Origin of the sequence: Maribacter polysaccharolyticus (genome assembly GCF_028882255.1) — a bacterium.
Lineage (GTDB): Bacteria > Bacteroidota > Bacteroidia > Flavobacteriales > Flavobacteriaceae > Maribacter_A > Maribacter_A polysaccharolyticus.
The window spans coordinates 230,481-245,605 of record NZ_JARBUY010000002.1 but is presented as its reverse complement, the minus strand read 5'-3'; the positions used below and the strand labels follow the sequence as shown (position 1 = coordinate 245,605).

Genomic DNA, 15,125 nt, shown 5'->3' with positions numbered 1-15,125 from the left:
AGGATGTTTTAATTTTAATAGGTGATTTTTGCAGAATAAATATCTTAAAATAACAAGATACATAAGAATTGTGTTATTTGAAATAATTTGCCTTATATCATTGATTTCCATTTGTGATTTCACCCTAATATGACCATATTCGTCAGCAAAACCAATCAAATATTATTCAAAATGAAAAAAAGTTTAAGCAGAGCCTTAACGCTGATACTGGCGTTAATCGTGCACATTTCGTTTGCACAGGAGAAATCCATCTCAGGTACGGTCACAGACCAATTCGACATGCCACTTCCCGGGGTCAACATTGTCGTAGTGGGCACGACCAGTGGTACCCAAACCGATTTTGACGGAAATTATACCATCAAAGCTTCAGCGGGCCAAAAGTTATTATTTACCTATATCGGACAAAAGGACATTACCATAACCATTGGTTCAAACAACACGATCAATGTCCAAATGGAAGATGATGCGCAAGCGCTGGATGAAGTTGTCCTAACGGCCTTGGGTCTGGAAAAAAAGAAAGACGATGATTTGAGTTCTTCTTCCATCGTTAAAGTGGACCAACTTCAAAAGTCCGGGGAATCTGGTGTGCTACAGGGGTTGTCAGGAAAAACCTCAGGTGTAAACATCACGAGAACTTCTGGAGATCCAGGGGCTGGAGCCTATATTCAAATTCGTGGACAGAATACGATCCTCGGTGACAACACCCCTTTAATCGTATTGGATGGCGCACTTATTTCCAATAGTAGCACCAACTTAAATACCACGCAAGGGGTAAGCGAACAATCCAGGTTAAATGACCTTAACCCCGATGATATTGAATCGATAACCGTACTTAAGGGCGCCTCCGCTGCCGCAGTCTACGGAACCGGAGCGGCCAACGGAGTTTTGGTCATAAATACCAAAAGGGCTGCAAAAGGCGGTAAAAAATGGAGTGTTAACGTTAAATCATCCGTATCCATAGACCAAATAAACCGGGAATGGACCAAACAGGGCACCTATGGACAAGGTACACCTTCCCATTGGTCAGGTATAGACGATTGGGAAAGCGGGCAGTATGTCACCAATTCCGGTTTTTCCTTTGGGGACAAAATAGCCCAAAGATCGGGTGGGGCAGACGAAGTCAACACATCCTCTTCGGAGTACTTCATTGCCGATGACGGAACCACATACTATCCCATTACCTCAAAAAATTCCCAAGAGGTTTTCAACCAATCGAACCGGGATGCCATATTCAAAACCGGTTTTGTATTCGACAATTCGGTTAGCTTTAGTTATTCCGGGGAAGAATCCTCAACATTCGTGAGTTTATCCAACTGGGATCAAGACGGTATCTACAACGGTGCCTCTGATTACAAAAGGACAACATTAAAATTGAATAATGATACGGATTTCTCAGACCAACTGAAATTCAGGTTATCCACAACATATGCGAATATCTCTTCAAACAGAGTTCAGACCGGTTCTAACGTAAACGGACTTTATTTAGGCTACTTACGCTCTTCTCCTGATTTTGACATTAGGGATTATAAGGGAACAAACTACAGAAATGGCACTCCCTCCCCAAATTCCCATAGAAGCTACCGTAGATACCTAGGCTCCTACAGGACATTCGACGCTTCATCCGGGGTATTCTCCTATACGGTACCAACCTACAACAACCCACTATGGACGCTTAACGAACAGAAAAACATCAGTAACGTAAATCGTTTCATTATCGCTCCTGAACTGAACTATAAAGTTAACGATAACCTAGGGCTTACGGCAAGATACAGTTTGGACTACTACCAAGACAACAGAATGAATTTATGGCCTGCCGGATCTGCCCGAGACGGTAGCAGTGGTCTTTTCCGAGAAGACCGGATTACGGAATCCATAGAAAACTATAACTTCTTTATAAATGGAAATTATGGTTTAGCAGAAAAAATAAACATGAATTTCATCTTAGGATATCAATTATATCAAAACGATTACAAAAGGCTAACCGCAGAAGAAACCGGTTTTACCAACCCGGATGAAGATTTTTGGAATGTTGGCAATGCCACATCCGCTAACTCAAATCCAGAAGACTATATACTTAAATCAAGAAAATCCGGTGGGTACGCCGTACTTAACTTTGATTTATGGGATCAACTTTTGTTAGAGGTCACAGGCAGGGCAGAATACGTTTCTTCCATACCTGAAGCCGGGTTGATTTTTTACCCAAGTACATCACTGGGTTGGAATTTTACACAATATTTGGAAGACAGCTTCATCTCTTTTGGTAAACTAAGAGCCTCTTATGGGGAAGTGGGTATTGAACCCGTACCTTATTCAACCCGAACGGTATATACGACCGGAGGTATTGCCTCTAATTGGGGAGATGGTCTTGACGCTTCCTTGTACGGAAATCCGCTTACCCGATCAACTACCCGTGGCAACCCAGACTTAAAGGAAGAACGCATCAAGGAGTATGAATTTGGCTTTGACACACGTTTTTTAAATAACGCCTTAAGTTTATCGGCAAGCTATTACAACAGAAGATCTGAAGACGTTTTGTTGGACCTTCCCACTGCTCCATCGAATGGTTATTCACAAGAATTGCGGAATGCTGCGGAAATCACCAACAAAGGGATTGAAATAGACTTGAATGCCAGAATCATCAATAATGGCGAGGTTACCTGGTCGGTAAACGCAAACTTTACCCAAAACAAAAGTAAAGTAGAGGATATGGCCGGCAGTGGCTACTACCTACTCAATGGTTTTGCCGGAACTTCTTCAGGTGTTGCGGAAGGTCAGCCCTTTGCCGTTTTAAGAGGCGGGTTATATGCCCGGGACGATAATGGCGATTTGATATTGAACGATTACGGATTTCCAGTAGCCGATACGGAAGCCGGTTATTTAGGAGACCCCAATCCCGATTGGAGAGGTGGTCTGGGCACCAGTGTTTCCTGGAAAGGCCTTACTTTATCGGCCATGCTGGAAACCTCTCAAGGAAATGATGCTTGGAACGGTACAAGAGGCGCTTTGACCTTTTTTGGAATTTCGCCCGAAACCGATGTGGAAACCGTGGCTTCACAGGATTTGGTGAATGCAGCAGGCTATGTAATACCTGCAGGAGCCACCTTCAGGGGACGTGAAGTTGATTATGGCGGTGGCCCAGTAGCTGTCGATGCCGATTGGTGGACTACAACCGGTGGTGGATTTGGAGACGTTGACGAAGAGTTCATCGAAGATGCTTCCTGGACCAGATTGCGTGAAGTTTCCTTGTTCTATCAACTCCCATCTAATTTTATCCAAAAAATGGGACTCACCTCGGTAGAATTTGGAATTACAGGACGAAACCTGTTCTTATGGACAGCAATAGACGGTTTTGACCCTGACAACAACCTCACCGGTGCCTCCAAAGGTAGAGGATTGGAATATTTCAGTAATCCTGGAACCAAATCCTATATAACGACATTAAGATTATCCTTCTAAAAAAAAATCAAAATGAAAAATAAACTTTTAAAACTTAGTATTTTATCCATTATCCTTATCGCGGGTTCCTGTTCGAAATACACGGAAGGATTGGATACAGACCCAAACTCCTTTAGCGATTCCGCTCCGGAATTGATTATCGGACAAGCCCAACTCGGTTGGATGTATTTGGCAGAAAGTAATTCAGCGAGGTATGCCGGAATTTTTACGAACCAGTTTACAGGAAGTGACAGACAATATCTTAATATTGAAGTCTATTCCATAACCTCAACCGTATTTGACGATATGTGGGACGATGCTTATGTAGAAGGCATATCCCAAGCCCAAGTGACGAAAGAGAAAGCTATAGAAAACGGAAACCCCCAGCTAACCGGAGTTGCCCAAATCACAGAAGCAGCCATGATGGGCGAGGTTGCTGCTTTATGGGGAGACGTTCCTTATTCCGAAGCGAATTCCGTAGACGACTATTACACCCCAAATTATGATTCACAAGAATCCGTTTACGCCGAGGTACAATCGTTATTGGATCAAGGAATAACCAATGTAGGAACCGAAGACGCTAGCCTCTATAGCGGAAACCGTTTGGCCAGTGGATCCACTTGGGGGGTTATCGCCCATTCCCTAAAGGCCAGATATTATTTGCACACCAAAGAATATGATTTGGCATTGGAAGAAGCTCAAGCCGGTATTTCGAGTGTTGAAGGCGACCTGGAAATACAACATGGCACCTCTGCGGAAAACAGAAACCTTTTTTATCAATTTACCGTGGATAACAGAGTAGGATATTTAACAGTTGATGATTCTTACCTTTACCGATTATTGGATTCTTCTGATGATGTGGACAGGATTTTGACCACCCCGGGAGATGACACTAGGTTTGCCCATTATTTTAATGGATTTGAATTAAACACCGGCGATGGTGGTCGTTTCGCCCAATCCAACAGTTTTCCTTTGATCTCCTATTACGAAGTGAAGCTTATCGAAGCGGAAGCTGCCTATAGAACGGGGGACGAACCTACGGCATTGGCCGCCTTAAACGCAGTCCGTGCCGCATTGGCCATAGAATACGATGCGGAATTTCCTGCATCAACTGCAACCGGCAATGATTTACTTCTTCAAATATTGGAAGAAAAGTATATTACTTTAATCGGAGAACTACAGACGTTCCACGATGTTCGCAGAACCAAAAATGCTATGGGCATTCCTCCAAAAACAGGTACGGAAATCCCTCAAAGGTTCCTTTACCCACAGACCGAACTAGACAACAACCCAAATACACCTTCCCCAACCCCTGGGCTGTTCGAAGCAACGCCGGTAAATGAATAGATTCAATTAGAACTATTATTTAGATAGCAAGCCCCTGTAGTTGCACTACAGGGGCTTTTTATTTCCATTACTTTAAGGACGATATTAAACCCTCGCCCCATTACTACCCATCGGCTGTAATCGATCCGGATGGCAACCCCTATCAAGGTCACGGAAAATCACAAGCAAATCCCTTAGGGAACACTTTACACCCAATAAATCAACTTCGGCCGTTTTTAAGGAAAAAGGACATTTCCAATACACCAGGCGACACTTGTAATGTTAAAAAAACCAATCTATTTTTAACAAGGCACAACCCATTTTCCCTTCTCCCTACCCCCCATAAAGTATTGCACGTCAATTCTTAACCAACCCATGAACACACCGATAGACGCAAAAGTTTCGCTGAACATAATTCATGTTTTTACTGCTTTTCCGAAATTATTTATCGCCTACCCATTCAAATGTTGCCGATTCTTCAGTTTTAACCCTTTTAATTGAATAATACTTATTTAAATACCGTCAATTTTATGAGTATTGAATTAATCGCAACAGACCAGCTATTATTGTGATTAATATTTTGCTTTATTAACAATCTATTAAGATTTTTGCCGCCAACCAATTAAATTATTGAAACAAATGAAAAGAATTTTAAGTAGGATCCTAATGTTGCTCATGGCATTAGTTGTGCATATCTCTTTTGCACAGGAAAAAACGATTTCCGGTACGGTCACAGACCAGTTCGACATGCCACTGCCAGGTGTCAACATAGTTGTGATCGGCACAACTAGAGGCACCCTTACCGATTTTGACGGTAATTACACCATCAATGCCTCAGAAGGCGAAAGCTTATTATTTACCTACGTCGGACAAAAAGACGTGACCATTACTGTAGGTGCCGGCAGCAGTATCGATGTAACAATGGAAGATGATGCACAGGCCCTTCAAGAGGTCGTAGTTACCGGTTTAGGTATCAAAAGGGACAAAAAATCCTTAGGGTACTCCCAACAATCCGTATCTGGGGAAGAATTACAGAAAGGACGACAAACAGACATCAACAATGCCTTGGCAGGTAGGGTATCGGGTGTACAGGTCGTTGGTAATTCGTCATCAACATTCGGAAACTCCGAAATCAAATTAAGGGGGGAAACCGGTGCTTTATATGTTGTTGATGGGGTTCAAGTATATTCGATCAGTGATATCAATATGGAAAGCGTTGAAGATATGTCGGTATTGAAAGGCGCATCTGCAACCGCAATCTACGGACCAAACGGTCGCAATGGGGTAATCATCATTACCACTAAAAAAGCGGCATCGGGGAAAGCGGTATTTTCCATCGATCAAACAACAACAATCAATGCGGTATCTGCCGTACCTGATTTCCAAAACGAATATGGCGGCGGTTATAGCCAAACTTTCAATACCTTCACCTATGACCCCACCCAAGATCCCGATTCATGGGCAGATTTTGATGGTCATCTGTATCCTGATTACTATGCCGATGAATCCTGGGGACCAAAATTGGAAGGACAATTGGTGCGCCATTGGGACTCCTGGTTGGAAGGTTCCGACAATTTCGGGGAATTAAGGGAATGGTCCCCTACTACCAGTGATGTCAAGGATTTTTACGAAACCGCCATCACCACAAATACCACCTTTGCGTTTGCCAAAGGAGGGGAAGGATACAACCTTAGAACTTCATTATCCCTTATCAATCAAGGCGGTATTATCCCCAATTCAAACAGAAGGACAGTGAATGCCTCCATCAATGCAGGCTACGACATTACCGAAAAACTATCGATCCAAACCGTATTCAATTACCAGGATAGGACCACATTGAACAACCCCGATCAAAACTACGGAAACTTGGGATCGAACTTCAACCAATGGTGGCAAAGACAGTTGAGCATGGATCGATTGAAAGAATACGAACAAAACGGTACCATACTCTCGTGGAATATCGGAGGACCTAGAAATTTCCAACCTCTATATTGGGATTCACCCTATTTCCAAACCGATGAAAACTTAAGGAACGATTATAAAAACAATGCCTTTGGTAAAGTAGGGATCACCTATGAATTCAATGAAAAATTCAGCGTATTGGGTGAGATCAGAAGCACTTTCAATTCGTATTCAGGAAATGACAGGGGATCTACAAAAAGTACCTTAGACACCCCATTTTATGAGGAATACCAATATAGGAACACCAAAGAGCACTATTTTGGAATGGCCACCTATAACGATAAATTTTCCGATGGTGATATCGACTTAAACGTTGCCTTGGGGGGCGAATTGATCAACAACGACTATAACTACCTATATGCCACCACCAATGGAGGCCTTTCGATTCCAGGTTTTTATAATTTGTCCGGTTCGGTCGATGCCGTTACCACGACCACCTATTATGAAAAAAGCAAGACCAGAGGTGCCTTTATCAAAGCTTCGGTTGGTTATAAAGACTTGCTTTATTTGGATGGCTCCTATAGATTGGATTGGTCTTCCACCGCATCTGCAGATGACAACAGGGTAGAAACTTTCGGTGCCTCTGCCAGTTTATTGGCCCATAAGCTTATTGAACCAAGTGATGCCATTACTTTTGCCAAATTCCGAGCCGGTTACGCAGGTGCCCCTTATTTTCCAGAGCCTTACAACATCACCAGCGTATATGAATCCGGGGATCTATATCAAGGTTACGGAACTTTATCCGTCCCCGATACCCAGAGCAACAGCAGTTTAGTTGGAGGTACCAGGACTGAGTTTGAGGTTGGTGCGGAATTCCGTTTTGTAAAAAATAGGATTGGATTTGACGTAACTTACTTTAACAGGGTCGACGAAGATCTACCAACATCGGTTTCATTGGATGGATCGACCGGTTATACCGATATTACCGTCAACTCCGGAAAAACAACCTCAAACGGTTTGGAAATGGCCCTAAGCGGAACCATTCTCAAAAGCGATGACTTCTCTTGGGATTTAGGGGTCAATTTCGGGACACTTACCAAGGTTGTTGACGAAATATACCCTGGGGTAGATTCTTATGACATCAGTACATACACCACCAACATGAAATTACAAGCCCGTGTAGGTGAAGAGTATGGCTTATTTTACGGTACCGGTTTTGCCAGGCATACCGATGGAAGTGTCATATTGACCGACACCGACTACTACGCGATCCAAAGCAACAAGAAAATAGGAAGTTTACTACCTGATTTCACTGGAGGTCTCTCAACTTCCTTAAAGTATAAAAACCTTGACCTGTATTTAGGCTTTGATGGACAAAAAGGAGGATTGTACTACTCAAGAACGGAAAGGTATATGAATCATTCCGGCCTTTCTGCCATTACCGCAGGCCTAAACGATTTAGGAAACCCTCTTAGAGATCCAGTTGCCAGTGGCGGGGGTGTTCATGTTGTCGGTGTACTCCAAACCGGTACGGATAGCGATGGCAATCCAACATCCGACGGTACTGTGGTCGACACCTATGTTGATGCACAAACTTATTTTGGTTCAAGCAACCTAGGAAACATCTACGAAAACAACGTTCACGATGCCAGCTATTTTAAATTAAGGACCGTAAAACTAACGTACACCTTTAACCAATCATTGGTCAAAAAATTTGGTTTGGACGACGCACAGGTTTCCCTGTTGGGCAACAATGTTTGGTTGATCCATTCCGACCTACCTTGGATAGACCCTTCTGAATTGGAAAAAAGAGATGACGTCAACTGGGCCGAAGCCGGTACCCTACCAATGACCTCCTCATTTGGCCTTAATTTAAAATTAACATTTTAAAAAAATACGATAAAATGAATAAAATATTTAAACAAATAGTCCTATTGACATGTATTACGGCTATATATAGTTCGTGTGAAAATGTCGATTTTGGTGATACCAACGAAAATCCGAACGGACCCACTTCTGCGGTAACTTCACAATTACTTACAGAAGCCCAAAAAGACATCTCCACGATAACCACCAGTACGACTGGCATCCTTTATATGCAGCATCTTACCCAAGGTCAATATCCCGGTGATTCGAGATATGCCACCCTAACCTTTAGTTATGATGACTACTATACCGGTGCCATTATGAACCTGAATGAAATCATTTCCCTGAATGAAGACGAATCCACCATGGAAGAAGCTTCAGCTTATGGCGATAATGACAACCAAATAGCAACGGCCAAACTTGTTAGGGCCTTTATCTTACATTACATGACCGATAGCTGGGGTGGATTACCATGGGAAGAAGCTTTCCAAGGTGTGGATAATGCACAGCCTGCATTCAATACCCAAGAAGAAATCTATGACATATTATTCACTGAAATCGACGAGGCTCTGGCCATGATAGACGAAACCGCTTCCGGACCGGAAGGCGACCTAATGTTCGATGGGGATATGAGTAGATGGATTGTTTTTGCCAATTCATTGAAAATGACGGCTGCCTTAAGACTATCCGATGTAAATGCGACTTTGGCCCAATCAAAATTCGAAGAGGTTATTGCTTCCGGGAATTACATCCAAAGCAATGATGAAAACATAGAATTCAACTATGCATCGGATGACGCCAGTGACAGTCCGTGGGAAGATCGTTTTGAAACTAGGGAAGACTATATCCTTTCCGAGGAAATGGTAGAATCCTTACGTTCCAATTTAGACCCAAGATTGTTCAAATATGCCGAACCCGCGACCGATTCCATTGTCAGCAATCCGGCGTGGCCCGATGAATCGGATGCTGCCTACGTTGGTGCACCCGATGGTGCTGTAAATGGTAATACCCCTGACTACTCGTTCCCTACGGCAACGATAATCTACGATCCGGTTTATCCTACCCCGGTTTACACAGCAGCACAGACCAAATTCGCTATGGCCGAGGCAGCCCTAAGAGGTTGGAGCGTTGGCTCGGATACCGCAACCTTGTTTGCAGAAGCCATTACTGCCTCTATGGAGTATTGGGATGTTGACAGCGCAGACATCACCGACTATTTAAGTTCCCATACATCGGCAACCCTTGAGGATATCGCTTACGAAAAGTGGGTGGCCTTATACTTGAACGGACCTGAAGCATGGGCCGAATGGAGAAGACTTGACGCACCTACTTTGATTCCTTCTGAATATGCAGGTGACCCAAGAATTCCCGTTAGACTTGCGTATGATTCTTCCGTAGAGGACAACAACAAGGACAATTATGACGCCATAATAGCCATACAAGGCACAGATGACTTACATACCAACCTTTGGTGGGATGTAAACTAAACCCTTAAGTTTAAGTTTTAAGTAAAAAAGCCTGTTATTCATTTAACAGGCTTTTTTTGTTAAAAACAATTTTTTTTAACAACCTATAGAACCAAACGCGCTACATGGTCCCTATTCATTAATTCCTTTTCAACCGGATATGTCATAAGTTCCATTATTTACCCTCATCACCCTTTTAAGCAACAACCATTAATCAATTTATGTCCCCTAACTCAATTTAACACAAATAAGATTTATTTATTTTTTTAATAGTTTTACTATCATTAATCATTTTTTATTGCGATTTTCATTATTATTTCCATTCTTTTTGGTGTTTTTATTGATATTATTCTCAATCAAAGTATTCGTTGGTTAATAGATTCTCTTTTTTATATTTTTTTGTGTTTTTTGTTGATTTCACGCTTGTTTCTTTAACATTTTTTTATGTTTTTTGGCAACTACTAAACCAAACTCAACTAATATGAAAACACATTCAAATGTAATCCTAACGCTATTTTTAGCGTTTGTTGTGCATGTTGCGGTTGCACAGGAAAAAACGATTTCCGGTACGGTAACGGATCAGGCCGGTTTACCGCTCCCAGGGGTCAATATCGTGGTATTAGGGACCACTAGTGGCTCACAAACCGATTTTGACGGCAATTATTCCATAAAAGCCTCAGAAGGACAAACATTACTGTTCACTTATATTGGACAGAAAGACGTACGACAAAATATAGGTAGCGACACTACCTATAACGTACAAATGGAAGATGACGCCCAGGCTTTACAAGAAGTCGTTGTTACCGCCCTAGGCGTTCAAAAGGAAACAAGGGCTGTGGGATATGCCGTACAATCCGTTGGTGCGGAAACAATTTCCCAATCCAATGCGACAGATGCGCTTTCCGCACTTACCGGTCAAGCAGCCGGTGTACAAATCACTAGTGCCTCCGGATCTGCAGGAGCAGGTAGCAGGATTGTAATCAGAGGCCAAACCTCCTTGTCAGGCAACAACCAGGCCCTAATGATAGTAGACGGTGTTCGTGTCAACAATGATCAATTCGCTAGTGAAGATAGGGTCGCCGGGGTTGCCGGATCAAACAGGGGAATGGACATCAACCCTGCGGATATAGAGTCTATCAACGTATTGAAAGGGGCAGGTGCAGCCGCTCTTTACGGAGTTGAAGGTGGTAACGGTGTTATTGTAATTACTACGAAAAAAGGTAAGGCCGGAAAAATGAAAGTAAATATTCGCTCTAACATAACTTTTGCCGATGTCAACAAATACCCCGAACTCCAAACGACCTTTGTCCAAGGTTTAAATGGCGTCTGGGCCGGACCGGAAACAGGTACATTTGGGAGCTGGGGGCCCAGTAGTGAAAACCTCTACTGGGATGGATCGGATTATGCCTATGACAAGAATGGTAGAATTGTTGAAGGTAATCTAACCGGAAATCTAAAGAAATACGAACCTTACGACGTTTTTGAAGTTTTTAAAACAGGGGTTACCACCGAAAACAGTTTGTCAATTTCAGGTGGTGGCGAAAACACAACTTTTAGAATGTCATATAGTAAAATGACCGAAAAGGGGGTCATACCAAAAAATGATTTCACAAGAAACACCCTGAATTTTTCAGGTTCCGCTCAGATAAATGAGAGATTTTCAGTAAACCTTTCAGGTACTTACACCAATTCAGATGCCTATAGGATCCAACAAGGCAGTAACATTTCCGGTTTTATGCTTGGATTATTAAGAACCCCTCCTTCATTTGATAATAGCAATGGATTTGATAATGCGGTAGACGAAGTTTCTGCATATGAGTTCGAGGATGGATCTCAAAGGAATTATCGCGGGGGCGGAGGTTACGACAACCCATACTGGATTATCAACAATGCCCCAAGGACAGACGAGGTCAATCGGTTTGTGGGAAGTGTCGGTTTCAATTATAAGTTTACAGATTGGTTAAACCTAGCAGGCAACATTGGTGTTGATGCCTATTCAGATGATAGGGTACAGTTTTTTGATATTGGTTCTAGAACCAATGTTGCCGGTACCATAATTTTAGACAATTACAATTACCGACACACCGACAATTATTTTAACTTGAACGGTAATGTGGACCTATCGGATAAATTGAATTTCGGCTATTTAATAGGTACTAACATTTACTCCGAAAGGGTAACCGAGACTTATGTCCAAGGTGACGAATTAGGGATCAAAGGATTCAACAATATCACCAATGCATCTTCAATACAATCTGATTATGACATCTCAAGAGAGAAGAATATTGGATTTTACGGACAACTTGACTTTGAATACGACCGCACCCTCTATTTAACACTGACAGCCAGACAAGATTATTTATCGACCCTGGAAGACCCCAATGACTTTAAACTGGACAATTTATCCTTATTCTACCCTTCTGCCAGTTTGGGATTTGTCTTCAGTGAAGTAACAGGTACAAGCGATTTTCTTTCCTTCGGAAAGTTAAGGGCTTCATGGGCACAAGTAGGAGCAGGTGCGCCAAGTGCATATGCAACTTCAACAGCCTACGAAGTAGCGGACATAGGAGACGGATGGACAACTGGTATCACCTTTCCTTTCGACGGTATGGCCGGATTCCAAATTAACGATGATCTAGGAAACAACGAACTAAAACCCTCGACCGTTACGTCTGAAGAAATTGGTTTGGACCTACGATTGTTCAGAAACAGGTTATCACTGGATTTTGCATATTACCACAGACTCGCAGAAGATCAAATTCTTGCGGTTCCAATCGCAAATTCCACAGGGTTCAATTCGAGCTTTTTAAATTCAGGTGAGTTGGAAACCAATGGATACGAAGCTACCCTAAACGCAAAAATCATAGATGGCCCTAATTTCAAGTATAACCTAGGCATCAATTTTGACAAAAGCGAAACCATTGTCAATACCTTGGCAGAAGGGGTAGAAAGTCAATATTTAGGTGGTTTTGTGATATCCAACATTCCTGGGGAACGATTCGGACAAATTTACGGAGGTGCTTTCTTGAGGGACGATGATGGAAATGTCATCATTGATGACAATCCGGAAAGCCTCAATTATGGGTACCAAATAGCAGACCCACAACAAAGAATAGTAGGCGACCCTACCCCAGACTTCACCTTAGGATTCAACAACACGTTCACCTATAAGGACTTAACCTTGAACTTTTTACTCGAATGGAAAGAAGGAGGAGATATGTGGAATGGTACTGACTGGGCACTAACATGGGTTGGAACCGCTAAAATTACCGAAGATAGAGGCTCAACAAGAATTATTGAAGGCGTTAAACAATCCGATGGATCCGTCAACGACATACCCGCGGAAATCAACGAGTATTTCTATCGCTCTAGCGGTTTAAATGGCTTCGGAAATGTTGATGAACATTTTGTCCAAGATGCCTCATGGGTACGTTTAAGAACCTTGAATTTAAGTTATGATTTGACCAACACTATCAAAAGTGAATTTTTTGACAATATAAGTGTCACATTCACTGGAAATAATCTTTTCCTTTCAACACCTTACACCGGTGTTGACCCGGAATCAAGTTTAACAGGTGCAGCAAGTAATGCCCAAGGGGTAGACTACTTCAACAATCCTGGAACAAAATCATATGGTTTCGGCATTAATTTAACATTCTAAAAAATAAGCGATGAAAAAAAATATATTATTTAAAGGATTTTTATTATCCCTACTAAGCTTAAGCCTATCGTGCGAAGACTTTTTAGAAGACACCAATGAAAACCCCAACGACCCCGTTTCTGTTTCTCCAAGCGCTTTGTTAACTCCGGCCGAATTGACCCTCGCCTATACTTACGGAGCGAATTTTTCAAGATGGTCTGGCTTTTTCGTACAGCATGTTGAAGGGGTTGCCAGGCAACAGGCAGGCTTCAATAGTTATAACTTTGCCGGGTCAAATTTTGACACTGATTGGAGTAATCTCTATGTGGATGTACTTGAAAACCTCAACATAATGATCGAAAACTCGGCCGAAAATGGTTATAATCATTATGTAGGCATAGGACAGACCCTAAAGGCATATACTTTAATGCTAATGACCGACTACTGGAACAGCATTCCATACACGGAAGCATTTACCGGAGTTGAAATCTTACAACCTGCCTTTGACAGCCAAGCATCAATTTACACTGAAATTCATTCTTTATTGGCATCCGCCCGATCAAATTTATCAGCAGGAGATGGGGGATTATCCATTTCTGGCGATGTCATCTATTCCGGAGACACCTCTTTATGGATAAAAGGGACCCATGCTATTGATGCAAGGGCATATCTTCATCAAGGATTGTTAAACAATTCCAATTATACAGCCGCTTTAAACTCAATCAACTCCGCATTCGATTCATCTGCCGAAGACATGACTTTCCAATTTGGAACAGGAGCAACAACAGCAGCACCCTGGTACCAGTTTAACAGAGATAGGGGAGATATCGGCTTCAACACTACCTTTGGTGAAGCCCTAGCGGCTTATTCAGACCCAAGATTGGATATTTATGATGGCGACGGATCATCTCTTTTTGGAGATGTTTTGGATGAACATGAATTTTTCGTTATAAACCAAGCTGTAGAACTGACAACCTACACGGAACTTATGTTCGCAAAAGCAGAAGCCTTGATAGCAACCGGGGGTTCACAAGCAGCTATTAGTGAAGCTTATCTCGCCGGTATCGAAAGCTCTTTTTCAAGCCTAGGCCTTGAAGCGGAATATGACACCTATATTGCACAAGCATCGGTTACGCCAGCGACAATTACATTAGAAGAAGTTATGACCCAAAAATGGTTTGCCTTATACGCCAATCCGGAATCTTTTACGGATTGGAGAAGAACTGGCATACCGGAACTCGAACCCAATAACGGGGTTGCCATTCCTACAAGGTGGCTTTACCCACAAACCGAAGTGGAACTCAATACCAATACCCCAACTGCTACTTTAACCGACAAAGTCGACTGGGATACCAATTAAAACATCAAACTTTTTAAAAAAACCATCCGAAAAACGGATGGTTTTTTTTAACCCATACATCCCATATCAATCATTTAAAGACAAAGCAAACCGTTCAACATCAATATTGATTGAGATACTTTAATGTCAA

Annotated in this window: 6 protein-coding genes; all 6 read left to right on the top strand. The window is 42.3% G+C overall.

Annotated elements, in window-relative coordinates:
- The first annotated feature begins 171 nt into the window (after positions 1-171).
- Positions 172-3,456, top strand: a complete 3,285-nt coding sequence (locus PHU20_RS06930) for a SusC/RagA family TonB-linked outer membrane protein (RefSeq protein WP_274824632.1) — start codon at positions 172-174, stop codon at positions 3,454-3,456.
- Between the two features lie 12 nt (positions 3,457-3,468).
- Positions 3,469-4,782 (top strand): SusD/RagB family nutrient-binding outer membrane lipoprotein, encoded by a 1,314-nt coding sequence (locus PHU20_RS06925; RefSeq protein ID WP_274824631.1) that lies wholly within the window; start codon positions 3,469-3,471, stop codon positions 4,780-4,782.
- A 618-nt stretch (positions 4,783-5,400) separates the two neighbouring features.
- On the top strand, positions 5,401-8,553 hold the full coding sequence (locus tag PHU20_RS06920) for a SusC/RagA family TonB-linked outer membrane protein (RefSeq protein WP_274824630.1): 3,153 nt from the start codon (positions 5,401-5,403) through the stop codon (positions 8,551-8,553).
- Positions 8,554-8,567: 14 nt separating this feature from the next.
- Complete coding sequence (locus PHU20_RS06915) at positions 8,568-10,016, top strand: SusD/RagB family nutrient-binding outer membrane lipoprotein (protein WP_274824629.1); 1,449 nt, start codon at positions 8,568-8,570, stop codon at positions 10,014-10,016.
- Positions 10,017-10,476: 460 nt separating this feature from the next.
- A complete protein-coding gene (locus tag PHU20_RS06910) occupies positions 10,477-13,656 on the top strand; it encodes a SusC/RagA family TonB-linked outer membrane protein (protein ID WP_274824628.1) in 3,180 nt (1,059 codons plus the stop codon).
- Positions 13,657-13,666: 10 nt separating this feature from the next.
- On the top strand, positions 13,667-14,995 hold the full coding sequence (locus PHU20_RS06905; protein WP_274824627.1) for a SusD/RagB family nutrient-binding outer membrane lipoprotein: 1,329 nt from the start codon (positions 13,667-13,669) through the stop codon (positions 14,993-14,995).
- Positions 14,996-15,125: the final 130 nt, after the last annotated feature.

What these genes read in the sequence shown, in the direction of transcription:
- PHU20_RS06930 (WP_274824632.1), top strand. Translation starts at nt 172, where the DNA reads ATGAAAAAAAGTTTAAGCAGAGCCTTAACGCTGATACTGGCGTTAATC.
- PHU20_RS06925 (WP_274824631.1), top strand. Translation starts at nt 3,469, where the DNA reads ATGAAAAATAAACTTTTAAAACTTAGTATTTTATCCATTATCCTTATC.
- PHU20_RS06920 (WP_274824630.1), top strand. Translation starts at nt 5,401, where the DNA reads ATGAAAAGAATTTTAAGTAGGATCCTAATGTTGCTCATGGCATTAGTT.
- PHU20_RS06915 (WP_274824629.1), top strand. Translation starts at nt 8,568, where the DNA reads ATGAATAAAATATTTAAACAAATAGTCCTATTGACATGTATTACGGCT.
- PHU20_RS06910 (WP_274824628.1), top strand. Translation starts at nt 10,477, where the DNA reads ATGAAAACACATTCAAATGTAATCCTAACGCTATTTTTAGCGTTTGTT.
- PHU20_RS06905 (WP_274824627.1), top strand. Translation starts at nt 13,667, where the DNA reads ATGAAAAAAAATATATTATTTAAAGGATTTTTATTATCCCTACTAAGC.